Genomic DNA, 24963 nt, shown 5'->3' with positions numbered 1-24963 from the left:
GACGAGGCCGTGGTGGAGGGGTCAGCGAGTGCCGTTGGCGGCGAACTCGGCGACCTCGGCGGCGTTCTCCTTGGTGACGAAGGCCGGGCCGGAGTTGATCGGCTGGCCGCCGCCCACGTCGTTGCCGTTGATCGACTTGAGGTAGAGCGTCGTGACGCCGAGGAAGCCCTGGACGTAGGGCTGCTGGTCGACGGCGAAGAGGATCGAACCGTCCTCGACACCGGCGACGACGTCCTCGTTGAGGTCGAACGTCGCGACCTGGGCCTCGGAGCCGGACTCGTCGACCGCGCCGACCGCGTCGATGGCGTACTGGCCGCCGAGGGTGAGGACGCCGTCGATGTCGGGGTCGGCCTGGAGCTTGGAGGTGATGCTGGCCTGCACCGCGCTGTCGTCGGTGCCGTCGACCTGGAGGTTCTCCATGTCGCCGTCGAAGCTCTCCGCAGCGGCGGCGCACCGCTCCTCGAGCCCGACGTTGCCGGCCTCCTGGATCACGCAGATCGCCTTGGTCAGGCCGTTCTCGTTCAGCTGCTCGCCCACGGCCTCGCCGGCGATCGTCTCGCTCTGGCCGATGTGGGTGATCGCGCCGAACTCGGCGAACCGGTCGACCCCGGAGTTGATGGTGACGACCGGGATGCCGGCGGCGACCGCGTCCTTGATGCTGGTCTCGAGGCCGTCGGGGTTGGCCATCGAGACGACGATCCCGTCGACCTCGTCCGCGACGGCGCCGTCGATCAGCTGGGCCTGCTTGGCCGGGTCGGGGTCCGAGGAGTAGCTGACCGTGACGCCGTAGTCGGTGCCGGCCTTCTCGGCACCGGACTTCACCCGGTCCCAGAACGCGTCGCCGGAGGAGCTGTGGGTGATGACCGCGTAGGTGAGCTCGTTGGGGGCGACCTCGTCCTGCTTCTCCTCGTCGCCCGTGCCGCTGCACGCGGCCAGGGTCGTGGCGACCAGCGCGAGCGCGGCCACCGTGGTGAGCTTCTTCATGTGGTGCTTCCTTCTCCTCGGTCCCGGCGTCACTGTGCCGTCGGGAAGTTGAGCTGGGCGAGCGACTCCTCGCTCACGTGGGGCCACCGCGTGGTGACCACCTTGGCCTGCGTGTAGAACCGGACCCCCTCGGGGCCGTGCATGTGGTGGTCGCCGAACATCGAGTCCTTCCACCCACCGAAGGAATGAAAGGCCATCGGGACCGGGACCGGCACATTCACCCCGATCATGCCGACCTTGACGCGTCTCTGGAAGGAGCGACCCACCTCACCGGACGACGTGAACACGGCGGTGCCGTTGCCGAAGGGGTTGGCGTTGACCAGCGCGATCGCCTCGTCGAGGGTCGCCACGCGCAGGACGGTGAGCAGCGGGCCGAAGATCTCCTCGGTGTAGACCGACATCGCGGTGGTGGCGTGGTCGACCAGGGTGGGGCCGACGAAGAAGCCGCCCTCGTGACCCTCGACCACCAGGTCGCGACCGTCGACGACGACCTTCGCGCCGGCGTCCTCGGCCTGGCCCACGAAGTCGACGACCCGGTCGCGGGAGGCGCGGGTGATGACCGGGCCCATGTCGACGCCGGCCCGGCTGCCCGGTCCGACCGTGAGGTCGACGGTGCGCTCGCGGATCTTGTCGACGAGGGTGTCGGCGGCCGGGCCGACCGCGACGACGGCGGAGATCGCCATGCAGCGCTGCCCGGCCGAGCCGTAGCCGGCCGCGACGACGTGGTCGGCGGCGAAGTCGAGGTCGGCGTCCGGCATCACGACGGCGTGGTTCTTCGCGCCGCCGAGCGCCTGCACGCGCTTGCCGGTGCGGCTGGCGCCCTCATGGACGTGGCGCGCGATCGGCGTGGAGCCGACGAACGAGACCGCGTCGACGTCCGGGTGCTCGAGCAGCGCGTCGACCGCGACCTTGTCGCCGTGCACCACGTTGAAGACGCCGTCGGGCAGGCCGGCCCGCTGGTAGAGCCGGGCGACGAGGTCGGAGGCGCCGGGCACCCGCTCGGACGGCTTGAGCACGAAGGTGTTGCCGCACGCGATCGCGATCGGGTGCATCCACAGCGGCACCATGATCGGGAAGTTGAACGGCGTGATGCCGGCGACGACGCCGAGCGGCTGCCGGAACGAGTGGGAGTCGACGCCGGCCGAGACTTGGTCGTTGAAGTCGCCCTTGAGCAGCTGCGGGATGCCGCACGCGAACTCGACGACCTCGCGGCCGCGGACCACCTCGCCGCGGGCGTCGTCGAGGGTCTTGCCGTGCTCGGCCGAGATCACCGCGGCCAGCTCGTCCTCGTGCTGCACCAGCAGCTCGCGGAAGGTGAACATGACGCGGGAGCGGGCGGTCACCGACGTCTCGGCCCAGGTGACCGCGGCGGAGCGGGCCGCGGCCACGGCGGCGTCGACGTCGGCGACGCCGGCCAGGCGGACCCGGCTGCGGACCCGCCCGGTGGCCGGGTCGAAGACGTCGCCGAGGCGCTCCTGCCCGGTGCCGGCGGTGGGCGTGCCGTCGATCCAGTGGTCGTGGACGGGGAGGTCGCTCATGCGGGGTCCTTCGGCTGGTGCGCCCGGTCGGGCTCGACGGCGGGTGCCGGGGCAGGGGTCAGGTGGTGGCGCTGGTCGCCCTTGTGCTTCTCGTAGGCCGCACGCGCCTCCTGCGTGGAGGCGAGCTCGGAGACCTCGGCGACCGGCACGTCCCACCACGCGGGGCTGTCGGGCGCGGGCACGAGCGGGTCGGTCTCGACGTGGATGACGGTGGTGCGGGTCGACGCCCTGGCGGCCAGGACGGCGTCGCGCAGCTCGTCGAGCGTCCCGGCGCGCAGCACGTCGGCGCCGAGGCTGGCGGCGTTCGCGGCCAGGTCGACCGGCAGCAGGTCGCCGTCGAGCCCGGACGCCGTCCGCCGGCGGTAGCGGGTGCCGTAGCGCTGGGAGCCGAGCGACTCCGACAGCGCTCCGATGGAGGCGAAGCCGTGGTTCTGCACCAGGACGACGATGAGCTTGACGCCCTCGGCGACGGCGGTGACCAGCTCGGTGCTCATCATCAGCCAGGAGCCGTCGCCGACCATGACGACGACGTCGCGGTCGCGGGCCAGGCCCGCCTCGACCTCGTCGAGCGCGGCCATCTTGATGCCGAGCCCGCCGGCCACCTCGTAGCCCATGCAGGAGAAGCCGTACTCGACGTGGTAGCCCTTGCGGTCGCGGGTGCGCCACAGCTTGTGGAGGTCGCCGGGCATCGAGCCGGCCGCGCAGACGACGACGTCGCGCGGGTCGGTGGTCTCGTTGACGACGCCGATCACCTGCGACTGGACGAGTCGCCCGTCGTGGGGCCGGTCACCCGTGGCGGTGGTCGCGGGGCCGGCGTACGCCGTCTCGACGATCCGGTCCCACTCCTGCGCGAGCGCGGTGGCGCGGGCGGTGTGCTCGGGCGGCGCCGTCCAGCCGTCGGGGCCGGCCAGGGCGGCGGTCAGCGCGACGACGGCCTCGCGGGCGTCGGCGACGACGGTCGTGGCCGAGAGCTTGTGGGCGTCGAAGGCCGAGACGTTGACGTTGACGAACCGCGCGCCCTCGGCGAAGACCGTGCGGGAGGCGGTGGTGAAGTCGCTGTAGCGGGTGCCGATCCCGATGACGACGTCCGCGTCGTTCGCCAGCGCGTCGGCGGCCGTGGTGCCCGTGGCCCCGATCGCGCCGACCGCCTGCGGGTGGTCGTGGGGCAGCGACCCCTTCCCGGCCTGGGTCTCGGCGACGGGGATGCCGGTCGCCTCGGCGAAGGCGCGCAGGGCGGCGTCCGCGCCGCTGTAGAGCACGCCGCCGCCGGCGACGACGAGCGGGCGACGGGCGCCGCGGATCACCTCCAGGGCACGGTGGAGGGCGGCCGGCTCGGGCACCGGGCGCGCGAGGTGCCAGGTGCGCTCGGCGAAGAGCTCGTCGGGCCAGTCGTGCGCCTCGGCCTGCACGTCCTGCGGCAGCGCGATCGTGACGGCGCCGGTCAGGGCCGGGTCGACGAGCACGCGGGTGGCGTTGAGCAGCGCCGAGGCGAGCTGCTCGGGGCGGTCGACGCGGTCGAAGTACGCCGAGACCGGCCGGAACGCCTCGTTGACCGACACGTCGCCGGCGGTCGGCGACTCGAGCTCCTGCAGCACCGGCTGGGCGACGCGGGTGGCGAAGGTGTCACCGGGCAGCAGCAGCACGGGCAGCCGGTTGATCGTGGCGAGCGCGGCCCCGGTGAGCATGTTGGTGGCGCCGGGGCCGACGGAGGCGGTGACGGCCATCGCCGCCGTGCGGTCGCGGTGCCGGGCGTAGCCGACGGCGGCGTGCACCATCGCCTGCTCGTTGCGGCCCTGCAGGTAGCGCAGCCGGCCGCCGGCGACCTCGTGCTGGAGCAGCGCCTGGCCGACGCCGGCGACGTTCCCGTGGCCGAAGATGCCCCAGCAGCCGGTGAAGAACGGCGTCCGGACGCCGTCGCGCTCGACGCGCTGCGCCTCCAGGAAGCGCACGAGGGCCTGGGCCACGGTGAGCCGGGTGGTCATCGCGCCTCCTCCCCGAAGGGGAGCCGGGGGTCGATCTCCTCGCCGGCCCACGCGTCGCGGACCCAGGTGTGGGCGGGGTCGTCGCAGATCCGCCAGGCCCGCTCGGCGCCGGGACCGGCCATCACGTTGAGGTAGTAGAGGTCGTAGCCGGGGGCGGCGACCGAGGGACCGTGCCAGCCGTGCGGCACCAGCACGGTGTCGCCGGTGCGTACCTCGGCGGTGACGTCGATGTCGGCGTCCGCGTGGCCGTAGACCCGCTGGAAGCCGATGCCGGGGCCGGCGGCGGCGGGTCCGTCCGCGACCTCGAAGTAGTAGATCTCCTCCAGCAGGGTCTCCCCACCCCGGTCCTCGACGGGGCGCTCCTCGTCGTGCTTGTGCGGCGGCCACGACGACCAGTTGCCGCCGGGCGTGAGTACCTCGCAGGCGATGACCCGGTCGGCGTCGAGGACGCCGGGCACCCCGAAGTTGTGCACCTGGCGGCTGGCCCGTCCGGCGCCGCGCAGCTCGACCGGGACGTCGGCGGCGGGCAGGTGGACCGGCGCGAGGCGCCGTTCGCAGCGGGCGGCGCAGAGCGCGAACCGGCCGCCCGCGGCGCTGGCGACGGTGACCTCGCCGTCGCGGGGCGCGTAGACGACGTCGCTCGGGCCGGCGAAGACCGAGGCCCGGCCCACGAGCTCGAACCTCGCGCCGTCGACCGTGACGGTCGCCGACCCGGCCAGCGCCAGGACGACGACCTCGCTGTCGCCGGTGGCGAAGGTGTGCTCGGCGCCGGGGTCGAGGGCGAGGACCCGGAGCCCGCTGTGGCCCCACCCGGCCCGCTCGGGGTCGATGTCGAGGACCCACGGCCCGCGGGCGGACTCACCGTCGCGGACCACGAGGCCGAGGTCGGGTGCGGGGCTGCTCACATCATCTCCACGGTGGCGTCGACGGCGGCCTCGACGTCGCCGCCGGGCGGGAAGAGCAGCGACCGGCCGACGACCATGCCGCGCACGACCGGGTTGGCCAGCGCCTTGCGCCAGGTGGCGAGCTGGGCGTCCTGGTCGGCCGCGACCTCGCCGCCGAGCAGCAGCACCGGCAGGGTGGTGGCGGCGAGCACCGGCTCCATGTCGTCGATCACCGGCAGCTTGAGCCAGGTGTGGGCCGAGGTCGCCGCCAGCCCCGCGGCCACGGTGGCGGAGCGGACGACGGCCTCGGCGGTGAGCAGGTTGCGCACCCGGCCGCCCGGCCCGGCCGGGTCGCGGTAGGAGAGGAAGGGCTCGACCATGGCCATCAGGCCGCGCTCGGCGAGCTGACCGACCGCGTGCGCGCAGGCCTCCAGCGTGCGGACCGTCGCGTGGTCCTCCGGGTCGATGCGCATCAGCATCTTGCCGCCCTGGTAGCCGGCCGCGGCGATCCCCGCGGCGTCGTGGCCGGTGAACCGGTCGTCGATCTCGAACGCGCTGCCGGCCAGGCCGCCGCGGTTCATCGAGCCGACCACGACCTTGCCGTCGAGGGCGCCGAGCAGCAGCAGGTCCTCGAGGACGTCGGCGGTGCCGAGGACGCCGTCGACGCCGGGCCGGGCGAGCGCGCGGACCATCCGGTCGAGCAGCTCGAGCCGGTTCCCCATGGCGAGCGGGTCGTCGCCGGCGCGCAGCGCGCCGCGGGCCGGGTGGTCGGCGGCGATCAGCATCAGCCGGCCGGTGGAGCCGACGAGACCGGTCGGCTGCTGCCGGGCGGCCGCGAGACCGGCGATCCGTCCGGGGTCGCCGACGCGCGTCTCGACGATCCGGCGGACGTCGTCGGGGGTGACGCGCGTGGGGGCAGTCATGAGAGGTACTCCGTGAGCTCGGTGAGGGTGGGCATCGCGTCGGCGCAGGAGAGCTGCCCGGCGACGTAGGAGCCGGCACCGTTCGCGAGGGTGAGGGTGTCACGGAGGTCGAGCCCCGCGAGCAGGCCGTGCACGAGGGCGCCGCCGAAGGCGTCGCCCGCGCCGAGCCCGTTGACGACGTCGACCGGGACGGGCGGGACGACGACCTGCTCGATCCGGCCGTCGGGGTGCCGGCGGCTGCCGAGCACGCCGTCGGGTCCCTGCTTGACGACGGCGAGGTCGACGCCGGCGGCGTGCAGGGCGGCGGCGGCGGCCTGCGGCTCGGTCTCGCCGACCGCCACCCGGCACTCCTCGCGGTTGCCGACCGCGACCGTGGCGTGCGGCAGCGCCTCGCCGATGGCGGCGGTGGCCTCGGCCTCGGAGTCCCAGAACATCGGGCGGTAGTCGAGGTCGAGCACGGTGGTGCCGCCCCGCCCGCTCGTCGAGCGGGCCGACCGGGCGGCGAGGGCGGCCAGGTGCGCGGCCCGGCTGGGCTGGCGGGACAGGCCGGTGACCGTCGTCCAGAAGACGTCGGCCGCGGCGATCGCGTCGAGGTCGAGCTCCTCGGCGTGGATCTCGAGGTCGGGGGCGGTGGGGAACCGGTAGAAGTAGAGCGGGAAGTCGTCGGGCGGGAAGATCTCGCAGAAGACGACCGGGGTGGGCAGGTGGTCGACCGCGGTGACCCAGCGGTCGTCGACGCCGAAGCCGCGGAGCGCGCGGTGCACGAACCGGCCGAACGGGTCGTCGCCGGTGCGGGTGATCGTGGCGGCGCGGTGACCGAGGCGGGAGGCCGCGACGGCGACGTTCGTCGAGCTGCCGCCGAGGTACTTGCCGAACGACGTGACGTCCTCGAGCGGGACGCCGACCTGGAGCGGGTAGATGTCGACGCCGACGCGGCCCATCGTCACCAGCTCGAAGGGGGTGTCGGCGGGGTCGGGGTGGCTCACGCGCGCGCCGCCCGCTCGAGCGCGGCCTCGACGTAGGACAGGCAGCGCCGCACGTCGGCGACCGGCCCCTCGCCCTCGGGCTCACCGCTCAGCATCAGGTCCTGCTCGAGCACGTACCAGCCCTGGTAGCCGACGCCCTCGAGCGCCTCGACCATGGCGAGCACGTCGACCGAGCCCTCGCCGAGCACCGTCCACAGACCCTCACGGACCGCGTCGGAGAAGGAGATCTCACCGGCCAGCACGCGGGCGGCCTGCGCGGCGTCGACGTCCTTGAGGTGCACGTGGCCGACGCGCGCGGTGTGCGCCAGGGTGATCGCGACAGGGTCGGCGCCGGCGGCGACGAGGTGGCCGGTGTCGACGCAGAGCCCGATGTGCGAGCCCTCGAGGACCCGCTGCACGTCGTCGGCCCCCTCGACCATCGTGCCCATGTGGGGGTGGACGACGGCGACGACGCCGCGCTCGCGGGCGTGGTCGGCGAGCCGGTCGAGGTTGGTGAGCAGGGTCTTCCACTGCACGTCGTCGAGGACCGGGCGGGCATCGTACCCGTCCTGGCCGGTGGTCGCGGCCAGCACCACGGTCGCGCCGCCGGCGGCGAGGCAGCCGTCGATGAAGGCGTCGACCTCGGGCAGCGGGTCGTGGCCGGCGTCGTGGAGCAGGACCGGCACGAACCCGCCGACCGCCTGCAGCCCGAAGCCCGAGAGGAGCGCTGCCCTCGCCTGCGGCTCGTCGGGGAGGAACCCGTCGGGCCCGAGCTCCGTGGCCCGCAGGCCGAGCTCGCGCATCTCCGACAGGACGCGCTCGGCCGGCAGCTGCAGACCCCAGCCGGGCACCTCGCAGACGCCCCACGAGATCGGGGCTCCGGCGATGCGGGAGTGGGGACGGAGGGTCATGCGGGACCTTCTCTCGGGGAGGCCGTGCGGCGCGGTATGTCGTGACATATGCTCGACTCCGACGAGTGTGTCGACAGTCACACCGCCCTGTCAAGCAATTGTCCTGACATTAAAAGGTCCTGACATAGAGGGGTTACGATCCGCCCATGCCCGGCCGCCCCGCGATCACCCTGGACCGCTCCAGCCCGATCCCGTTGTACTTCCAGGTGGCCGAGCAGTTCGAGGCGGCCATCCTCTCCGGCGCGATCGCGCCGGGCGACCGGATCGACAACGAGGTCGACCTGGCCCGCGACCTCGGCCTCTCCCGCCCGACGATGCGCCAGGCGATCCAGACCCTCGTCGACAAGGGGATGCTCGTGCGCAAGCGCGGCGTCGGCACCCAGGTCGTGCACGGCAAGGTCCGTCGCTCGGTCGAGCTGACCAGCCTGTACGACGACCTCGCCCGCGCCGGCCAGGAGCCGCGCACCGAGATCCTGCACCTGCGCCGCTCCCCCGCCGACGAGGAGACCGCCCAGGAGCTCCGGGTCGCCGAGGGTGCCGAGGTCTGGTCGCTGGAGCGACTGCGCTTCGTCGGCGACGAGCCGCTCGCCCTGATGCGCAACTACCTCCCGATCGGCCTGATCGACCTTGCCGGCGCCGACCTCGAGCACCACGGCCTCTACGCGACGCTGCGCCGCTCGGGCATCCTGATCCGGGTCGCCCGGCAGCGCATCGGCTGCCGACGCGCCACCACCGCCGAGGCCACCCGGCTCCGCGAGCGCCGCGGCTCGCCGCTGCTCACCATGCAGCGCACGGCGTACGACGACGCGGGCCAGGCCGTCGAGTTCGGCCGGCACGCCTACCGGCCGGAGCTCTACTCCTTCGACCTGACGCTCGTCGAGCGCTGACGCCGGCCCCCCGACGCCGCCCGGCCCTCGGCCGGCCGGGTCGAGGGTCGCCGTTCCCGGACACCCGTCCAGCACGTGCTGCCGATTTGGTCTAGTTTGTCGCTCGACTAATTCTCGATGGTGCGGAGGTCGGGCATGAACAGGTGGATCAAGGGTGTCGATCCGGGCGTGTTCTGGGGGTCGGCCCTCCTCATCGCCGGCTTCGTCGGCTGGGGGCTCGCCGCACCGACCAGCCTCGGCACGGTGATGAAGACCAGCCTCGACTGGGTGATCGGCAACTTCGGCTGGTCGTTCGTGCTGCTGGCCTTCGGCTCGCTGGCGCTGTGCATCTTCCTGGTCGTGCACCCGTGGGGCCGCACCCGCCTGGGCCCGGACGACTCGCGGCCGGCGTTCGGCACGTTCTCGTGGGTCTCGATGATGTTCGCCGCCGGGCTCGGCGCCGGGCTGCTCTTCTACGGGATCGCCGAGCCGGTCTCGCACTGGAGCGCCCCGCCGCACGGCCTGGCCGAGCCGCAGAGCGAGGAGGCGGCGCTCACCGCGCTGCGCTACACCTACTTCCACTGGGGCTTCAACGGCTGGGCGATGTACGCGATCATGGGCGGCGCGATGGCCTACTTCAGCTACCGCAAGAACCTGCCGACGCTGGTGAGCTCGACGCTGTCGCCGATCCTCGGCCCGAAGGCCCACGAGCGACCGATCGGCCGGATCGTCGACGCGCTCGCCATCGTCGCCACGCTCTTCGGGACGGCGACCGCCCTCGGCCTCAACGGCCTCCAGCTCAACAGCGGGCTCGAGTACCTCTTCGACGTGGAGAAGTCGAACGCCGTCGCGGTGACGATCATCGTCGGGGTCACCGCACTGTTCCTGCTGTCGGCGACGTCCGGCGTCGAGAAGGGCATCAACCTCCTCGCCAACCTCGGCTCGCTCGCGACCATCGGCCTGTTCGTGTTCTTCGCCGTGGTCGGCGGCGCGACGGTGCTGGTGATCTCCAACGGCATCGAGTCGATCGGCAACTACGTCATCCAGGTGCTCCCGATGTCGCTGCAGACCGGCGTCGGCGACGAGCAGTGGATGGCGAGCTGGACGATCTTCTACTGGGCCTGGTGGGTCTCGTGGGCCCCGTTCGTCGGGATGTTCGTCGCGCGGATCTCGCGCGGGCGCACCATCCGCGAGTTCGTCCTCGGCGTGGTCGCGGCGCCCACCGGCTTCGGCTTCCTGTGGTTCGCCGTCGTCGGCGGCACCGGGATCGAGCTGCAGAGCAGCGGCCGCGCCGACATCCTCGGCTCGCTCGCGACGCCCGAGCTGTCGCTGTTCACCGCGCTCGACGCGCTGCCCCTGCCGGTGGTCAGCTCGGCACTGTGCGTGCTGCTGATCGCGCTGTTCTTCATCAGCGGCGCCGATGCCGCCAGCATCGTGATGGCCACGATGGCCTCCCGCGGGTCGCTCGCGCCGTCGAAGGCGGTCGTGGTGATCCTCGGCGTGCTGATGGGCGGCATCGCCTGCGCCATGCTGCTCGTCGGCGGTCTGGTCGCGCTGCAACAGGCCGCCGTCCTCGGATCGGTGCCGTTCACGTTCGTGCTCGTCGCCGTCGCCTACTGCTGGATGAAGGCGCTGCGGGAGGACGCCCGCGCCGAACGGGGCGATCCCCCAGCCGGGCCACGCACGGACGTCGTGCCCGCGTCCGCGCCCCCCGTGGAGGTCGACCGGTGAACCGCCGCCCGCTCGCCGCACTGGTGGCGGCGCTGCTGGGCGCGACCCTGCTCTCGGCGTGCGGCGAGAGCTCCGAGCGTGACGCGTCGCAGCAGCCGCAGGGTGCGACGCTGCGCATCCGGATCGGCACGCAGGAGTTCCCCGAGGGCCGGATCCTCGGCGAGCTGTGGCGCCAGGCGCTCGCCGTGAACGGCTACACCGTCGACCTCCGCAAGGGCGTCGGCCCTGCCGAGGAGCTCGACCAGTCGCTGAAGGACGGCGACATCGACGGCTACGTCGCCTACACCGGCACCGTGCTCTCGGTCGTCGCGGGCGAGGAGGTCAGCGGCCTCGACCCCGAGGAGACCTACGACCGCGCCGCCGACTTCTACGCCGGCCAGGACATGGTGATGAGCACCATGACGCCGTTCGAGAACAAGGACGCGATCGCGGTCACCCGGGAGTACGCCCAGGCCAACGGACTCACCTCGATCGGCGACCTCGCCGGCGTCGAGGGCGGCGTCCGGCTGTCCGCGCGGGCGGAGTTCGAGTCCCTCCAGCTCGGGCTCGAGGGCCTGCGGGAGGTCTACGGGCTCGAGGACGTGACCTTCCAGCCGACCGAGCTCGGCGAGCAGTACGCCGCCCTCGACGCCGAGGACGCCGACGCGGCCGACGCCTTCACCACCGACCCCGAGCTCGAGTCGGGCGCCTACACCCTGCTCGAGGACCCGGAGCGGTTGTTCGGCTCCCAGAACGTCGTCATGGTGGTGGGCCAGCAGAAGCTCGACTCCATCGACGCCGACGCGTTCATGGCCGTCGTCGCGGCGGTCAACCGCACCCTCGGCGAGGATGCGATGGTGGCGATGAACGCGCAGGTGACCGCCGGCGAGGACGAGGAGGACGTCGCCCGCGACCACCTGCGCAGCGTCGACCTGCTGACGCCGCTCGACCTCGACTGACCAGCCCCGTCCCGCCCCACCCGCCCGTCCCGACCAGCCACCAGGAGCAACCCGTGCCGCCGACCTCACGTCGCAACCCCTTCGAGGGCATCACCGACTTCGTCAGCGAGCTGAGCCGGATGCGCACCCTCGGCGTCCACGGCAGCGAGCTCGGGAGCGAGGCGTCCGAGCGCACCCACGCCTCGGCGTGGCTGCCCACGACCGACATCCTCGCCCGCGGCGACGACGTCGTCATCCGCATCGAGCTCGCCGGCGTCGACCCCGACGACGTCCACCTCCAGTTCCACCACGGGGTGCTCACCGTGTCGGGGGCGCGCCGGTCCGCGGCCGGCGACGGGGACGACGACGTCGTCTTCTACGTCCGCGAGCGGTTCCACGGCGAGTTCCGGCGGGTCGTCACGCTGCCCGAGGGCACCGAGGCCGACGACCTCGGCGCCGAGTTCGACGACGGCCTGGTGGAGATCACGGTCCGGGGCGCGGCCGTCCGGGGCGTGGGCACCCGGATCGCGCTGGCCGACCGCTCCCGCGGCAGGACGTCGCGCGCGGTCGACGCGCGCGACGACTGACCCGGGACCCGACGGTGGAACGTCGGCAGCTCGAGTTCTTCCTGGCCATCGCCGACGCCGGCAGCTTCACCCGCGCGGCGCGCGTGCTGAGCATCGCCCAGCCGTCGCTGTCCTACGCCGTGCGCACCCTCGAGGACGAGCTCGGCGAGCGGCTCTTCGAGCGGCACGGCCGCGGCGTCCGGCTGACGCCCGCCGGTCACGCACTGGTGCGGCCGGCGCGGCGCACGCTGCGCTCGTTCGCGCAGGCCGCGGGCGCCGTCCGCGGGGCCGGCGACGACGGGTTCGCCCAGCTGCGCGTGGTGACCAACACGATGTGGGCGATCGACCCCCTGGTGCAGGTGGTCGGTGAGCTGCGCCAGCTGATGCCGCGGCTGCAGCTCCAGGTGACCGACCCGGCCAACCGCACCGTCGTCGTCGAGCAGGTGCGCGCCGGCGAGGTCGACTTCGGCCTGGTGTCCGGCGCGCCGCCAGGAGACCACGTCTCCAGCCTCCACGTGGTCGACGTCGAGCTCGTCGGCGTCCTGCCCCCCGGCACCGACCACGGCCTCACCGTCGACCTCGCCGAGATCGCCTCGCACGGCCTCATCTGCACCCCGCGCGGCAGCGCGTTGCGCACCCTGCTCGACGAGCGGCTCGAGGCCGCGGGCCTCCCGCCCGACCTCGCCGTGGAGACCGCCCACGTCGCCAGCGTCGTCCCGATGGTCCTGGCCCGCGCGGGCGCCGCCCTGCTGCCCGAGGGGATGGCCGGCGAGGCCGGCGCCCAGGGCGCCCGCCTGGCCCGCCTCGACCCGCCGACCCGCGCCGCCGTCCACCTGCTCTGGCGCGACGGCCACCTCGACCACGCGGGCGAGGCCCTGCTCGGCATCGCCCGAGGGCTGGCGCGCGGACAGCGCTGACCCCCGGCCGCGCCACCGGGGTGGTCGGTCCCCCTGACGCCGAGTCGGCGTTCGCGTCGAGCACGAACGCCGACTCGGCGAGAACTGACTTGAGCTTCACGCCGACTCGGCGTCGACCCATAGACGGCATCTATACCTGGCTGCCGGAACTGGTCTCGCTCGTGGCGCGCCTCGGCTTGGTGACCGGTCTGCGCTAACTCTATACTCTCACTCATATATGGGACCGGCGGAGGAGCACGGTCCACCCGTTCCAGGTCTTCCCCGGCCTCACCGCAACCCCAGGAGCACCCGATGACCAGCACCCTCGAGCACCGCGACGTCGCCCCGCCCGCCTCCGTCACCACCGAGCCCTCCCGGACCTCCGCGACCTCCGCCGCCGGCGTCGAGGTCCACCAGCTGGGCGCGCGGATCGGCGCCCGCATCGACGGCGTCCGCCTCGGTGGCGACCTGGACGCCGACACCGTGGCCCAGGTCCGCGCGGCACTGCTGCAGCACAAGGTCGTCTTCTTCCGCGGCCAGGACCACCTCGACGACGACAGCCACCAGGCCTTCGCCGAGCGGATGGGCCCGCTCACCACCGCGCACCCGACGGTCAACACCGGCAGCAAGCGCATCTTCAAGGTCACCGCCGACAAGGGCATGGCCGCCAACGCCTGGCACACCGACGTGACCTTCGTCGACCGCGTGCCGGCGATCAGCGTGCTGCGGGCGATCCACCTCCCGCCGTACGGCGGCAACACGGTGTGGGCCAACACGGTCGCCGCCTACGAGGCGCTCACGCCGTCGCTCAAGGGCCTGGTGGAGGACCTGTGGGCCGTGCACACCAACAGCTACGACTACGCCCAGCGCGACGAGGAGTCCGAGGAGCCGGACGCCAACTACAGCCGCGCCGACTTCGCCGCCCAGATCTTCGAGACCGAGCACCCCGTCGTGCGCGTGCACCCCGAGACCGGCGAGCGCTCGCTGACGCTCGGCCACTTCGTCAAGCACTTCACCGGCCTCAACTCCGCCGAGTCGGCCGCGGTCTTCACGCTGCTGCAGAACCGGATCACCAAGCTCGAGAACACCATCCGCTGGATCTGGCAGCCCGGCGACATCGCCATGTGGGACAACCGCGCCACCCAGCACTACGCCGTGGCCGACTTCGGCACGCAGTACCGCGAGATGCGCCGGATCACCGTCGCCGGCGACGTCCCGGTCAGCATCGGCGGCCAGCGCAGCCGCGTCCTGCGCGGCGACGCCGAGGCCTACTCGCGCATCGACGAGCTCATCTCCTGACGGGTCCGCGGCCCGGCCGGACCGCCGCGGTCAGGAGCCGCCGGCCACCTTCGCCAGCCGCAGCCAGGTCGGGACGACGGTGTCCGGGTTGAGCGACATCGACTCGATGCCCCGCTCGAGCAGCCACTCCGCGAGGTCGGGGTGGTCGGAGGGGCCCTGACCGCAGATGCCGACGTACTTGCCCTGGGCGCGGCAGGCGGTGATGGCCAGGTCGAGCATGTGCAGCACGGCCGGGTCGCGCTCGTCGAAGCCCTCGGAGACCAGCGCCGAGTCGCGGTCGAGGCCGAGGGTCAGCTGCGTCATGTCGTTGGAGCCGATCGAGAAGCCGTCGAAGTGCTCGAGGAACTGCTCGGCGATCACGGCGTTCGAGGGGACCTCGCACATCATCACGACCTTCAGGTCGTTCTCGCCCCGGACCAGCCCGTGCTGGGCCAGCAGGTCGATCACGCCGCGCGCCTCCTTGACGGTCCGTACGAACGGGATCATCACCCAGATGTTCCTCAGGCCCATCTCCTCGCGGACGTACTTGATCGCGTCGCACTCCATCGTGAAACACTCCGCGAAGTCCGGCGAGAGGTACCGCGCGGCGCCGCGGTAGCCGATCATCGGGTTCTCCTCGTGCGGCTCGTACAGCTCGCCGCCGACGAGGTTGGCGTACTCGTTGGACTTGAAGTCCGACATCCGCACGATCACCGGGTACGGCGCGAACGCGGCCCCGAGCATGCTGATGCCCTCCGAGACGCGCTGCACGAAGAACTCGCGCGGGCCGGGGTACGACGCGATCGTCTCCAGGATCTCCTGGCGCAGGTCCGCCTCGAGGGCGTCGGGGTCGCGGGCCAGGTCGAGCAGCGCCTTCGGGTGGATGCCGATCTGCCGGTTGATGATGAACTCGAGCCGGGCCAGGCCGACACCCCGGTGCGGCAGCTGCGCGAACGAGAACGCCTGCTCGGGCGTCCCGACGTTCATCATGATCTTGACCGGCAGGTCGGGCATCTCGGACAGCTCGGTGCGCTCGACGGTGAAGTCGAGGATGCCGTCGTAGACCAGGCCGGTGTCACCCTCGGCGCAGGACACGGTGACCTCGCGGCCGTCGGCGAGCTCCCGGGTGCCGTTGCCGGACCCGACGACGGCGGGGATGCCGAGCTCGCGGGCGATGATCGCGGCGTGGCAGGTCCGGCCGCCGCGGTTGGTGACGATCGCCGAGGCCCGCTTCATGATCGGCTCCCAGTCGGGGTCGGTCATGTCGGCGACGAGCACCTCGCCCTCCTGGAACTCGTGCATCTGCTCGACGTCGCGCAGCACCCGCACCGGACCGGCGCCGATCTTCTGCCCGATCGCGCGGCCCTCGACGAGCACCGGGCCGGACTCGTTCATCGCGAACCGCTCGAGCGCACCGCCGCGACGCGACTCGACGGTCTCCGGCCGGGCCTGCAGCACGTAGAGCCTGCCGTCGACGCCGTCCTTGCCCCACTCGATGTCCATCGGCCGGCCGTAGTGGTCCTCGATGACCAGCGCGTGCCGGGCCAGCTCCTCGACCTCGGCGTCGGTGAGGCTGAGCAGCCGGCTGTCGGCGGGCTCGACGTCGACGAACTCGGTGGTGCGCCCGACCGTCTCGTCGGAGGTGTAGACCATCTTGGTCGCCTTGCCACCGACGCCGCGCTTGAGCACGGCGGGCCGCCCGGCACGCAGCGCGGGCTTGTAGACGTAGAACTCGTCGGGGTTCACCGCGCCCTGGACGACGCCCTCCCCCAGCCCGTAGGCGGAGGTGATGAAGACGGCGTCGCGGAACCCCGACTCGGTGTCCATGGTGAACATGACGCCGGAGGAGCCGATGTCGGAGCGCACCATCCGCTGCACGCCGGCCGACAGCCCGACGTCGTCGTGGGCGAAGCCGTGGTGCACGCGGTAGGCGATCGCGCGGTCGTTGTAGAGGGAGGCGAAGACCTCGCGGATCGCGTGCAGCACCGCGTCGATGCCACGCACGTTCAGGAACGTCTCCTGCTGACCGGCGAACGAGGCGTCGGGCAGGTCCTCGGCGGTCGCCGAGGAGCGCACCGCGAACGACGCGGCGCCGTCGGGCCCGCCGGAGTCGGCGACGAGCTGGTCGTAGGCCGCGCGGACGTCGGCCTCGAGGTCCTCGGGGAACGGCTGCCCGACCACGGCGTCGCGGATCTCGGCCCCCACCTCGGCGAGCCGGCGGACGTCGTCGGTGTCGAGCCCCGCGAGCAGGCCGGAGATCCGCTCGGCCAGACCGCCGCTCCCGTCGACGTCGGTGCCGATGAAGCGGTGGAAGGCGTCGGCCGTGGTCGCGAACCCGTCGGGCACCCGGACGCCGAGGTCGGTCAGGTGGGAGACCATCTCGCCGAGCGAGGCGTTCTTCCCGCCGACCTGCTCGAGGTCACCGAGGCCGAGGGTGGAGAACCACCGGACGTTGGCCGGTCCGCCGGCGTCGGTGCTGGTGCTGTCGTTCACGAGGTGCCTCCCGGTTTGCGCGTCGCCCGGGCCGCCTGTCGGCTCGGGACACCGCCGTTCTTCTTCAGGGTCTGCAGGATGAGCGCCGCCATCTCCTCCACCGACTTCGTCGAGGAGTCGATCGCCGGGACGCGGTGGGCCGCGAAGAGCTCCTTGGCGCGCCGCAGCTCCCACCGGCACTGCGACGGCTCGGCGTACTTCGAGCCCGGACGTCGTTCGTTGCGCACCCGGCTGAGCCGGTCGACGGTGGTGACGATGCCGAAGCACCGCTCCGCGTGGTCGCGGATCGGCTGCGGCAGGCGGGTGTCCTCGAGGTCCTCCTCGACGAGCGGGTAGTTCGCCACGAACAGCCCGTGCTGCAGCGCGAGGTACATGCTGGTCGGCGTCTTGCCGCACCGCGACGGCGCCAGCAGGATGACGTCGGCCCGGTCGAGGGCGCGCACGCTCTGCCCGTCGTCGTGCTCGATGGTGAACTCGACGGCCGCCATCCGGGTGTTGTAGCGCTTGATGTCGCCGACGCCGTGCAGCCGGGCGACCTCACGCACGCCGCGCTGCCCGAGGATGCCCTCGACGCGCTCCATGTGCATGTCGAAGAAGTCGACGATCGGTGCGCGGGTGCGGGTCAGCTCGGCCCGGATGGCGTCCTCGGCCGCGGTGGTGAAGGCCAGCGGCGCGACAGGCCCGTCCATCGCGGCGTCGAGCATGGCCACGACCTCGCGGGCCCTCTCGGGCGTGGTGATGAACGGGATCGTGGTCCGCTCGAAGACGAGGTCGGGGAACTGCAGCAGCAGCGCGTTGCCCATCGTCTCGGCGCTGATCCCGGTCGAGTCGGACAGGAAGAACACCGGGACGACGCCCGCGTCGGCACCGGACTCGCTCACCATGGGCCCACTCTGCTGCACGCGCGCCGGAAGCGCGATCCCCTCCGCGTGCTCGGTTGCCCGTCCACCGGGCGACGCCGGCCCCCGGAGCAGCCGTCCGGGGGTGGGCCCTCAGGCGTCGTCGTCGACGGCGGTCGCCGGACCCTCGTCGACGGCGCCGCCCTCACCGGCCCACTCCGAGGTGGTGCTGTCGTCGAGGGCGGGGTCGGACTGGGTGTCGGGGTCGGCCGGCGCGTCGGTGTCGACGTCAGCGGTGGTCGGGTCGGGGTCGGAGGGTCCGGTGCTCATGGACCCGACGCTAGTCCCGGGGGCGGCCGGCGCACGACGACCCCGGGGGTGAGAGGCGGGTCAGGTCGCCGCCCGGACGGTGGTCCGCACCAGGCGCCGCAGCCCCGCCTCCATCGAGGCCCGGTCCGCGGTCCCCTCGTAGTCGGCGTACTCGACCCAGACCGCGAGGTTGTCGACCACGGTGGAGACCGACCAGACGAGGTAGTCGTCGTCGACGTAGCGACGCACCGCGACCACGTCGCCCGGGAAGCCGGTGACGTCCGCACCGGCGCGCCGCCCCGACCCGAGCATCGCCGCCACGACCGGTGCCCGGTCGGTCGCGTCGGAGCCGTCGTAGCCGCCTCGCACCGCGTTCGCGACCACCGTGACGGAGTCCAGGCTGTCGCCGGACCACGCGCAGGTGCGTTGCTCGTCCCCGGCGCCGCCGGCGAGCGTGGCGAGGTCGGGCTGGAGGACGGCGACGACCGGGGCGAGCGCACCGCAGACCTCCGCGACCCGGCGGACCGGACCGTCGGTCCCACGGGCGGGCAGGTCGACGTGGGCCCCGAGGGAGCGGAGCACGTCGACCGTGGCGACGTACGTCGCGTCGTGGAGCCGGGCGTACGGCGTCAGCGCGCCGACCCGGTCCTCGATCTGCAGGCTCTGGTCCGCCTCGACGGTGACCACGACGTTCCGCCAGCGGGTGATCAGCCGGGCGCCGTACCCCTCGAACGAGCTGCCGTCCTCGGTGCCGAACGAGCCCCAGGACTCCTCCCCCACCGTCGCCTCCGGCGGGAGCAGCGGGGGCGGGACGACGTCGGGGTCGATCGGCTCGCCGTCGCTGATGCCCCGGACACCGTCGGCCAGCACCTGCGCGTCCTCGGTGGCCGTCCTGTCGAGGCCGGGCGTCCCGACGTCCACCGTCACGGCGAGGCCGAGGTCGCGGTACGTCGGCTGGTGGTCGCGCCGCCACGTGCAGTCGACCGGCGCGGGCCGGTCGCCCCACCCGAGCCGGAGCAGCCGCGGCGCGGTCGCGCCGGCGGCCTCGCAGGCCCGGACCGCCTGCTCGGGGCGGACCTCGCCCTCGGCCCACGGCTCGTCCTGGTCGGAGCCGGGCCCGGCCGGCAGCTGGTAGTCGCGGGTCTCGCCCTCGTCGGGCAGCCGGTACGCCGTCGCCCCGACCACCAGGAGGCCGCCGGCGACCTGCAGGCCGGTGTAGGCCGCGGCGGCGTCGAGGCGGCCGAGCACCTGCGGCGTGCCGGGGTCGTCGACCGCGTAGGCCAGGACGTCGGTCCCGGCGCCGGTCGCCACCGTCACCAGCAGGCGGTCGCCGTCGACCACGGCCTCGGCCGGGAACCCGCCGCCGTCGGCCGTCGACGGTGTCCAGGCCCACACCTCCGCGCCGGTGGTGAGGTCGTAGGCGTACAGCACCGACGGGTCGGGACTGGCCGGGTAGCGCCCGACCAGCAGGTCGTCGTGGCGCCCCACGACGGTGAAGGCGGCTTCGTCGTCGTTGAGGTAGGCCGGCGGCGTCCTGCCGACGTAGGCCCCCGGCTGCCCGGTGGCGTCCCACAGCCGGGTGGCCGCGCGGCCCTGGACGGTCGTGGTGAGGACGACCGGGTCGGTCGAGACGAGGTCGTGCACCTCGGCGTAGCGGTGGTCGCGCACCAGGTGCATCCACAGCCGGCGCCCGCTGTCGGCGTCGTAGAACGCGATCGCGCCGACCCCGGACTCCGCCGGGACCCACCCAGTGCCCGACTCGTCGACGGTGTCGTCGGGCCCGAGGTCGTAGTCCATCACCGCGACGCGGTCGCCGAGGATGGCGCTCTCGTTGCGGCAGGCGGTGTCGCGCGGCACGATCGACCGGAGGGCGCGGCCGTCGCCGATCGCGAACCGCCGGACCTCGCTGCAGAACGTGGTCACCAGCACCGTGCGATCGGTGACGGCGATCGCGTCGACCGAGTGGTACTGGTCCCGCTCACCGGGTCCGACGTCGGGGTCGGTGGACTCCAGCACCTGCTGCCAGCGGACCGTGCCGGACCGGACGTCGAGCGCCACGGCGCCCGCGCACGTGCGCCAGGACCGGTCCTTGACCAGCACGCCGAGGACGCCGTCCGCGCTCACCTGGTCGGAGACCTGGCACAGCGTGCGGCCCTTCGGCGGCGTCCAGCGCGACACCTCCGCGCCGGTGTCGAGCCGGACCGTCACCACGGCGGTGTCGGTGGTGTAGACGACCAGGTCGTCGGTCACCACGCTCTGCCGGGGGTCCTGCACCACCGCGCTCCACACCGGCTCGATCGCGGGCGGCGCCGGGTCCGCGGACGTCGTGCTCGTCGACCCCGGCGCGGCCGCGTCCCGGTCGTCGTCGCTGCAGGCAGCCAACGTCGGAGCCAGCAGGAGGAGGGCCGCCACGGCGAGGAGCCGAGGGGCGGGTCGGGTTGCCATGACCCCGTCGTTCCCACGTGGGGCGCCCGCCAACCGTGTGGTCGCCCGGCGTCAGTAGTCGTAGAACCCGCGGCCGGTCTTGCGACCGAGGAGGCCGGCGTCGACCATCCGGGCGAGCAGCGGCGGCGGGGCGTAGAGCTGCTCCTTGAACTCCTCGTAGAGCGACTCGGCGACGGCCTTCGTGGTGTCGAGGCCGATCAGGTCGGCGAGGGCGAGCGGGCCCTGCGGGTGGGCGGCGCCCAGGACCAGGCCGCGATCGATGTCCTCGGCGGTCGCGAAGCCGGACTCCAGCATCCGGATCGCGGAGAGGATGAACGGGATCAGCAGCGAGTTGACCACGAAGCCGGCGCGGTCCTGGCACAGGATCGCCTGCTTGCCGAGCGAGCCCTCGACGAAGGCGCGCGAGCGCTCGGTGGTCTCGGCGGAGGTGAGCAGGCTCGGCACCAGCTCGACGAGCGCCAGCACGGGGACCGGGTTGAAGAAGTGGATGCCGAGCACGTGCTCCGGACGGGCCGTGACGACGCCGAGCTTCATGATCGGGATCGACGAGGTGTTGGACGCGAGGATCGCGTCCGGCGAGGTGACGATCGCGTCGAGCCGCTTGAACAGGTCGACCTTGGCCGCCTCCTGCTCGACGATGGCCTCGACGACGAGGTCACGGTCGGCGAGCGCGTCCAGCTCGGTCTCGACCCGGACCCGCTCGAGGACGGCCTCGGCCGAGTCGAGCTTGCCGCGGTCGACGGCGCGCCGCAGCGACTTCTCGAGGCGGGCGAGCCCGGCCTGCGCGGCGGCGTCGTTCGACTCGACGACGACGACGTCCAGGCCGGCGCGTGCCGAGACCTCCACGATGCCGCTGCCCATGAGCCCGAAGCCCACGACCCCGGCCTTGCTGACGGTCCTGCTGACGCTCATCCCGCTCCTCCACGCTGGTCGACTCTGCTCATCATGTCGTCCGTCCGGGGCCCGGCCCCGACCGGGGGCCGGGCGACCTGGACAAAACCGAACGATCGTTAGGTATGGTGCCAGCATGACGGACGCCGCGCCCACCGGACCGCCGTGGCTGCCCGACCTGGCCAACCTCCGCGACGTCGGCGGGCTGCCCACCGACGACGGCCGGCGCACCCGGTCGGGCCGCCTGCTGCGCAGCGCGACCCCGTTCTACCTGGACGCCGCCCAGGCGGCGGTGCTCGCCGACGAGGTCGGGGTCCGCCTGCGGATCGACCTCCGCTCCCGCGGCGAGGTCGCCGGGGCGAGCAGCGACCACCTCGCGGCGGTCGAGCACGACGTCCTGCACGCGCCGGTGCGGTCGGGGGCGTCGTTCGCGGTCGACCCGACGGGCGACGAGGGCACCGGTCCCGTCGAGATCATGACCGCGCACTACCTGCGCTTCCTCGAGCACTCCCCCGACGCGTTCGCGGCGATCACCCGTGCGGTGGCGACGCCCGGGCGCACCCCGGCGCTCGTGCACTGCACGCTCGGCAAGGACCGCACCGGCGTCACCGTCGCCCTGCTGCTCTCGGCCGTCGGCGTCACCGACGAGGCGATCGTCGCCGACTACGCCCGCACCGAGGGTCAGAACGACGACCTGCTCGACCGGCTGCGGGCGCTGCCCGGGTACGCCGAGCGGATCGCCGCCCTGCCCGCCGAGGCGCTCGGCGCGCAGCCGGCGACCATGACCGCGTTCCTCGCCGGCGTCCGGGCGACGTACGGCGGCGCGGCGGCGTACCTGCGCTCGGTCGGCGTCGAGGACGCCGTCCTCGACACCCTCGACCACCAGCTCGTGGAGGAGAAGCAATGACGACGACACCGTCCGCTCCGGCGGACCGATCGGCCGGGACCGTGCGGGTGGAGACCCCGCGCGACGGCGTCCGGCTGGTCACCCTCGACCGGTCCGACCGGCTCAACACGCTCGACGTGACGCTCGTCCAGCGGTTGCACCGCACGCTCGACGAGATCGCCGACGACCCCACCTGCCGGGTCGTCGTCCTCACCGGCGCCGGACGGGCCTTCAGCGCCGGCCTCGACCTCGGCGGGTACGGCGACCCCGAGCGCGACGAGCGGCTCGGCAGGACGCGGGCCACCCTCGAGCGGCAGCGCGAGATCGCCGCGCTGACCGAGCGGCTGCACTCGCTGCCGCAGCCGGTGATCGCGGCCGTCAACGGCCCGGCGGCCGGCGGCGGACTGGCGCTGGTCTGCGCGAGCGACGTCCGGATCGCCGCCGAGGGCGCGGTCTTCGCGGTCTCGTTCATCCGGGCCGGCTTCTCGGCGTGCGACATCGGCGTCTCGTGGCTGCTGCCGCGGATCGTCGGCGCGGGCGCCGCCCACGAGCTGATGCTCACCGGGCGCCGGTTCGACGCCGACGAGGCGCACCGGATCGGTCTCGTCGTCGAGGTCGTCACCCCCGACACGCTGCTCGACGTGGCGCTGGCCAAGGCCGAGGAGATCATGCTCAACGGGCCGATCCAGGTCGAGCTCACCAAGGAGGGCATGTGGTTGGCCCTCGAGGTGCCCTCGCTCAAGACGATGATCGAGCTGGAGAACCGCCAACAGGTGATCACCGCCCTCACCGAGGACTCCGTCGAGGCCCAACGAGCGTTCCTGGAGAAGCGGCCGCCGTCGTTCGGGAGGCGGTGATGGAGCCCGTCACCGAGCCGGTGCTGACCGGCCAGGTCGCCCTGGTCACCGGCGCCGCGACCGGCCTCGGCCGCCGGTTCGCCGAGACCCTGGCGCGCCACGGGGCAGCGGTGGCCGTCGCCGGTCGCCGGCTCGACCGGCTCGACGAGGCCGCCGACGCGATCCGCTCGGCGGGCGGCACCGTGCTGCCCGTCGTCCTCGACGTGCGGGACGCGGCCGCGATCGAGGCCACCCTCGACGGCGTGACCGACGCGCTCGGGCTCCCCTCGATCCTCGTCAACAACGCGGGCGTCCCGGACGCCCGACGCGCCCACCGGATGCCCCTCGAGCTCGTCGACGCCGTCCTCGAGACGAACCTCCGCGGGCCGTGGCTGCTGGCGACGTCGCTCGCCGCCCGTCTCATCGCGGCCGAGCGCCCGGGCCGGATCGTGAACATCTCCTCGATGTCGGCCTTCCAGTACGGCGGCGAGGGAGCCACCCTCTACTCCGTCACGAAGGCGGCGGTGAACCGGATGACCGAGGTGCTCGCCGTCGAGTGGGCCGCGAAGGGGATCAACGTCAACGCCATCGCCCCCGGCGCCTTCGCCTCCGAGATGATGGACGGCATGCTCGAGCGGATGGGTGACATCACCGCCGGCTACCCGCGGCGCCGGCTCGGCGACCCGGCCATGCTCGACTCGACCCTGCTCCACCTCGTCTCGCCGGCGTCGGAGTACGTCACCGGCACGATCATCAAGGTCGACGACGGGCAGATGCCCCGCTGACGCAGATCCCGGACGACGGGGATCCCGGACGACGGGGATCCCGGACGACGGGGATCCCGGACGACGGGGATCCCGGTCAGCCGCGCAGGCCGGCCGCGATCTCGGTGAACGCGCGGTCCCGGTCGACCCTGGGCCGCCAGCCCCAGCCGTGCGCCCGGTCGGCGACGATCCGGCCGGTCCAGGCCGGGCCGTCGTCCCAGACGGGGTCGACGCCGAGGGCGGCGCAGACGGTGTCGTAGTAGTCGCGCTGGGTGGCCGGCGCGGCCGCCAGGTTGACCGGGGTGCAGCCGCCGGCGAGCGGACCGGCCGCGGCGTCGTCGGCGGTGGCGATCCGCCCGACGGCCAGGTCGGCGGTGAAGGACGCGAGGTCGACGACGTGGACCCAGGCGAAGGTCCGGTCGGGGACGTCGTGGCGCTGGCTCTCGTCGTCGCGCAGGTCGGCGGGCCGCAGGGTGTTCCAGATCGAGGTCTCCCCGGGGCCGAGGATGGCGGGCGGACGGACCAGCACGCGGGTCGTCCCGTCGACGGCGGCGAGCGCGACATCGGTGTCACGCTTGGTCACCGAGTAGTCGTCGCCGTCGTCGGGGGCGAGCCTGGCGTCCTCGTCGATGTCGCCGGCCGCGGCCGAGCGGTCGTAGACCGACGCGGTCGAGACGTGCACGAACCGCTCGACGCCCGCGGCGGCGGCGGCCCGGGCGATGGTCGTCGTGCCCTCGACCCCGATCCGCTGCTGGGTCTCCCGGTCGCTGCCCATCGGGTGCACCGTGGTGACCACGGCGGCCACACCCTCGACCACGCTGCGCGCGACCTCCGGGTCGGAGAACTCCCCCACCGCCTCCTCGACGCCGGGCAGGTCGGGCGCCGTCCCGGCACGGCGGACGACGGCCCGCACGCGTGCGCCCCGCTCGACCAGCGCGGCGCACACGTGGGAGCCGACGAACCCGTTCGCCCCGGTGACCACGACGACGGGGGCAGCAGCACTCTCAGTCATGCCCACCACCATGGCACGCGCCGTCGGCACGGACGAGGCGGCCGACC

22 protein-coding genes are annotated in these 24963 nt (G+C 73.3%); 9 read left to right on the top strand and 13 right to left on the bottom strand.

The annotated features are described in order from the left end of the window. Positions 1-21: 21 nt before the first annotated feature. Genes E4623_RS11705 through E4623_RS11675 form a run of 7 tightly spaced genes read right to left on the bottom strand, consistent with a single transcriptional unit; the run spans position 22 to position 8187 of the window. Complete coding sequence (locus tag E4623_RS11705) at positions 22-984, bottom strand: sugar ABC transporter substrate-binding protein (RefSeq protein WP_134766722.1); 963 nt, start codon at positions 982-984, stop codon at positions 22-24. A 29-nt stretch (positions 985-1013) separates the two neighbouring features. Beyond that, entirely contained in the window at positions 1014-2522 is a 1509-nt protein-coding gene (locus E4623_RS11700) for a CoA-acylating methylmalonate-semialdehyde dehydrogenase (protein WP_134766721.1), read from the bottom strand. After that, positions 2519-4504: a 3D-(3,5/4)-trihydroxycyclohexane-1,2-dione acylhydrolase (decyclizing) gene (gene iolD, locus E4623_RS11695; protein ID WP_134766720.1), complete on the bottom strand. Its 1986-nt coding sequence runs from the start codon at positions 4502-4504 to the stop codon at positions 2519-2521. The genes E4623_RS11700 and iolD overlap by 4 nt, the downstream gene beginning before the upstream one ends. Next, positions 4501-5409: a 5-deoxy-glucuronate isomerase gene (iolB, locus tag E4623_RS11690; RefSeq protein WP_134766719.1), complete on the bottom strand. Its 909-nt coding sequence runs from the start codon at positions 5407-5409 to the stop codon at positions 4501-4503. Before iolB ends, iolD begins: the two co-directional genes overlap by 4 nt. After that, complete coding sequence (locus tag E4623_RS11685; RefSeq protein WP_134766718.1) at positions 5406-6311, bottom strand: aldolase; 906 nt, start codon at positions 6309-6311, stop codon at positions 5406-5408. The genes iolB and E4623_RS11685 overlap by 4 nt, the downstream gene beginning before the upstream one ends. Beyond that, the gene (gene iolC / locus E4623_RS11680; RefSeq protein WP_280633651.1) at positions 6308-7297 is read right to left on the bottom strand and encodes a 5-dehydro-2-deoxygluconokinase; all 990 of its coding nucleotides are present in this window, start codon (positions 7295-7297) and stop codon (positions 6308-6310) included. The genes E4623_RS11685 and iolC overlap by 4 nt, the downstream gene beginning before the upstream one ends. Next, positions 7294-8187, bottom strand: a complete 894-nt coding sequence (locus E4623_RS11675) for a TIM barrel protein (RefSeq protein WP_134766717.1) — start codon at positions 8185-8187, stop codon at positions 7294-7296. The genes iolC and E4623_RS11675 overlap by 4 nt, the downstream gene beginning before the upstream one ends. 146 nt (positions 8188-8333) lie before the next feature. Here E4623_RS11675 and E4623_RS11670 point away from each other — a divergent pair, with 146 nt between their 5' ends. The 6 genes from E4623_RS11670 (at position 8334) to E4623_RS11650 (ending at position 14462) form a co-directional block, all read left to right on the top strand. Continuing rightward, positions 8334-9074 carry a GntR family transcriptional regulator gene (locus E4623_RS11670; RefSeq protein WP_134766716.1) on the top strand — a complete coding sequence of 247 codons (741 nt, stop codon included), beginning with the start codon at positions 8334-8336 and terminating at the stop codon, positions 9072-9074. A 135-nt stretch (positions 9075-9209) separates the two neighbouring features. Further along, entirely contained in the window at positions 9210-10784 is a 1575-nt protein-coding gene (locus E4623_RS11665) for a BCCT family transporter (protein WP_167736590.1), read from the top strand. Further along, positions 10781-11722: a glycine betaine ABC transporter substrate-binding protein gene (locus tag E4623_RS11660; RefSeq protein ID WP_167736589.1), complete on the top strand. Its 942-nt coding sequence runs from the start codon at positions 10781-10783 to the stop codon at positions 11720-11722. The genes E4623_RS11665 and E4623_RS11660 overlap by 4 nt, the downstream gene beginning before the upstream one ends. Positions 11723-11775: 53 nt before the next feature. Further along, the gene (locus E4623_RS22635) at positions 11776-12288 is read left to right on the top strand and encodes an Hsp20/alpha crystallin family protein (RefSeq protein WP_209020641.1); all 513 of its coding nucleotides are present in this window, start codon (positions 11776-11778) and stop codon (positions 12286-12288) included. A gap of 14 nt (positions 12289-12302) precedes the next feature. Continuing rightward, the gene (locus tag E4623_RS11655) at positions 12303-13184 is read left to right on the top strand and encodes a LysR family transcriptional regulator (RefSeq protein ID WP_167736588.1); all 882 of its coding nucleotides are present in this window, start codon (positions 12303-12305) and stop codon (positions 13182-13184) included. A gap of 291 nt (positions 13185-13475) precedes the next feature. Further along, positions 13476-14462 carry a TauD/TfdA family dioxygenase gene (locus tag E4623_RS11650; protein ID WP_134766712.1) on the top strand — a complete coding sequence of 329 codons (987 nt, stop codon included), beginning with the start codon at positions 13476-13478 and terminating at the stop codon, positions 14460-14462. A 30-nt stretch (positions 14463-14492) separates the two neighbouring features. On the opposite strand, the gene ppsA is transcribed toward E4623_RS11650, so the two are convergent. The 5 genes from ppsA to E4623_RS11630 form a co-directional block, all read right to left on the bottom strand. Continuing rightward, on the bottom strand, positions 14493-16934 hold the full coding sequence (gene ppsA, locus E4623_RS11645; protein ID WP_134766711.1) for a phosphoenolpyruvate synthase: 2442 nt from the start codon (positions 16932-16934) through the stop codon (positions 14493-14495). Next, the gene (locus E4623_RS11640) at positions 16931-17818 is read right to left on the bottom strand and encodes a pyruvate, water dikinase regulatory protein (RefSeq protein ID WP_134766710.1); all 888 of its coding nucleotides are present in this window, start codon (positions 17816-17818) and stop codon (positions 16931-16933) included. The genes ppsA and E4623_RS11640 overlap by 4 nt, the downstream gene beginning before the upstream one ends. Before the next feature lie 108 nt (positions 17819-17926). Next, positions 17927-18103 carry a hypothetical protein gene (locus E4623_RS22630; protein WP_167736587.1) on the bottom strand — a complete coding sequence of 59 codons (177 nt, stop codon included), beginning with the start codon at positions 18101-18103 and terminating at the stop codon, positions 17927-17929. 60 nt (positions 18104-18163) lie between these two features. Continuing rightward, positions 18164-20527, bottom strand: a complete 2364-nt coding sequence (locus E4623_RS11635; RefSeq protein WP_134766709.1) for a hypothetical protein — start codon at positions 20525-20527, stop codon at positions 18164-18166. Positions 20528-20578: 51 nt separating this feature from the next. Continuing rightward, positions 20579-21439, bottom strand: a complete 861-nt coding sequence (locus E4623_RS11630; protein ID WP_134766708.1) for a 3-hydroxybutyryl-CoA dehydrogenase — start codon at positions 21437-21439, stop codon at positions 20579-20581. Positions 21440-21554: 115 nt separating this feature from the next. Here E4623_RS11630 and E4623_RS11625 point away from each other — a divergent pair, with 115 nt between their 5' ends. Genes E4623_RS11625 through E4623_RS11615 form a run of 3 tightly spaced genes read left to right on the top strand, consistent with a single transcriptional unit; the run spans position 21555 to position 23925 of the window. After that, positions 21555-22325, top strand: coding sequence for a tyrosine-protein phosphatase (locus E4623_RS11625; RefSeq protein WP_167736586.1), 771 nt, complete (start codon positions 21555-21557; stop codon positions 22323-22325). Beyond that, positions 22322-23161, top strand: a complete 840-nt coding sequence (locus E4623_RS11620; protein WP_134766706.1) for an enoyl-CoA hydratase/isomerase family protein — start codon at positions 22322-22324, stop codon at positions 23159-23161. Before E4623_RS11625 ends, E4623_RS11620 begins: the two co-directional genes overlap by 4 nt. Further along, a complete protein-coding gene (locus E4623_RS11615; protein WP_134766705.1) occupies positions 23161-23925 on the top strand; it encodes an SDR family NAD(P)-dependent oxidoreductase in 765 nt (254 codons plus the stop codon). The genes E4623_RS11620 and E4623_RS11615 overlap by 1 nt, the downstream gene beginning before the upstream one ends. A gap of 76 nt (positions 23926-24001) precedes the next feature. On the opposite strand, the gene E4623_RS11610 is transcribed toward E4623_RS11615, so the two are convergent. Next, the gene (locus E4623_RS11610) at positions 24002-24916 is read right to left on the bottom strand and encodes an NAD(P)H-binding protein (protein ID WP_134766704.1); all 915 of its coding nucleotides are present in this window, start codon (positions 24914-24916) and stop codon (positions 24002-24004) included. Positions 24917-24963 lie beyond the last annotated feature (47 nt).

The organism is Nocardioides sp. 1609, assembly GCF_004522105.1.
GTDB lineage: Bacteria > Actinomycetota > Actinomycetes > Propionibacteriales > Nocardioidaceae > Nocardioides.
Note: the sequence above shows the minus strand (reverse complement) of the source record. Positions and strands in the feature narration are given on the sequence as shown.

What these genes read in the sequence shown, in the direction of transcription:
- E4623_RS11705 (WP_134766722.1), bottom strand. Translation starts at nt 984, where the DNA reads ATGAAGAAGCTCACCACGGTGGCCGCGCTCGCGCTGGTCGCCACGACC.
- E4623_RS11700 (WP_134766721.1), bottom strand. Translation starts at nt 2,522, where the DNA reads ATGAGCGACCTCCCCGTCCACGACCACTGGATCGACGGCACGCCCACC.
- iolD (WP_134766720.1), bottom strand. Translation starts at nt 4,504, where the DNA reads ATGACCACCCGGCTCACCGTGGCCCAGGCCCTCGTGCGCTTCCTGGAG.
- E4623_RS11685 (WP_134766718.1), bottom strand. Translation starts at nt 6,311, where the DNA reads ATGACTGCCCCCACGCGCGTCACCCCCGACGACGTCCGCCGGATCGTC.
- E4623_RS11675 (WP_134766717.1), bottom strand. Translation starts at nt 8,187, where the DNA reads ATGACCCTCCGTCCCCACTCCCGCATCGCCGGAGCCCCGATCTCGTGG.
- E4623_RS11670 (WP_134766716.1), top strand. Translation starts at nt 8,334, where the DNA reads ATGCCCGGCCGCCCCGCGATCACCCTGGACCGCTCCAGCCCGATCCCG.
- E4623_RS11665 (WP_167736590.1), top strand. Translation starts at nt 9,210, where the DNA reads ATGAACAGGTGGATCAAGGGTGTCGATCCGGGCGTGTTCTGGGGGTCG.
- E4623_RS11650 (WP_134766712.1), top strand. Translation starts at nt 13,476, where the DNA reads ATGACCAGCACCCTCGAGCACCGCGACGTCGCCCCGCCCGCCTCCGTC.
- E4623_RS11640 (WP_134766710.1), bottom strand. Translation starts at nt 17,818, where the DNA reads ATGGTGAGCGAGTCCGGTGCCGACGCGGGCGTCGTCCCGGTGTTCTTC.
- E4623_RS22630 (WP_167736587.1), bottom strand. Translation starts at nt 18,103, where the DNA reads ATGAGCACCGGACCCTCCGACCCCGACCCGACCACCGCTGACGTCGAC.
- E4623_RS11635 (WP_134766709.1), bottom strand. Translation starts at nt 20,527, where the DNA reads ATGGCAACCCGACCCGCCCCTCGGCTCCTCGCCGTGGCGGCCCTCCTC.
- E4623_RS11630 (WP_134766708.1), bottom strand. Translation starts at nt 21,439, where the DNA reads ATGAGCGTCAGCAGGACCGTCAGCAAGGCCGGGGTCGTGGGCTTCGGG.
- E4623_RS11625 (WP_167736586.1), top strand. Translation starts at nt 21,555, where the DNA reads ATGACGGACGCCGCGCCCACCGGACCGCCGTGGCTGCCCGACCTGGCC.
- E4623_RS11620 (WP_134766706.1), top strand. Translation starts at nt 22,322, where the DNA reads ATGACGACGACACCGTCCGCTCCGGCGGACCGATCGGCCGGGACCGTG.
- E4623_RS11615 (WP_134766705.1), top strand. Translation starts at nt 23,161, where the DNA reads ATGGAGCCCGTCACCGAGCCGGTGCTGACCGGCCAGGTCGCCCTGGTC.
- E4623_RS11610 (WP_134766704.1), bottom strand. Translation starts at nt 24,916, where the DNA reads ATGACTGAGAGTGCTGCTGCCCCCGTCGTCGTGGTCACCGGGGCGAAC.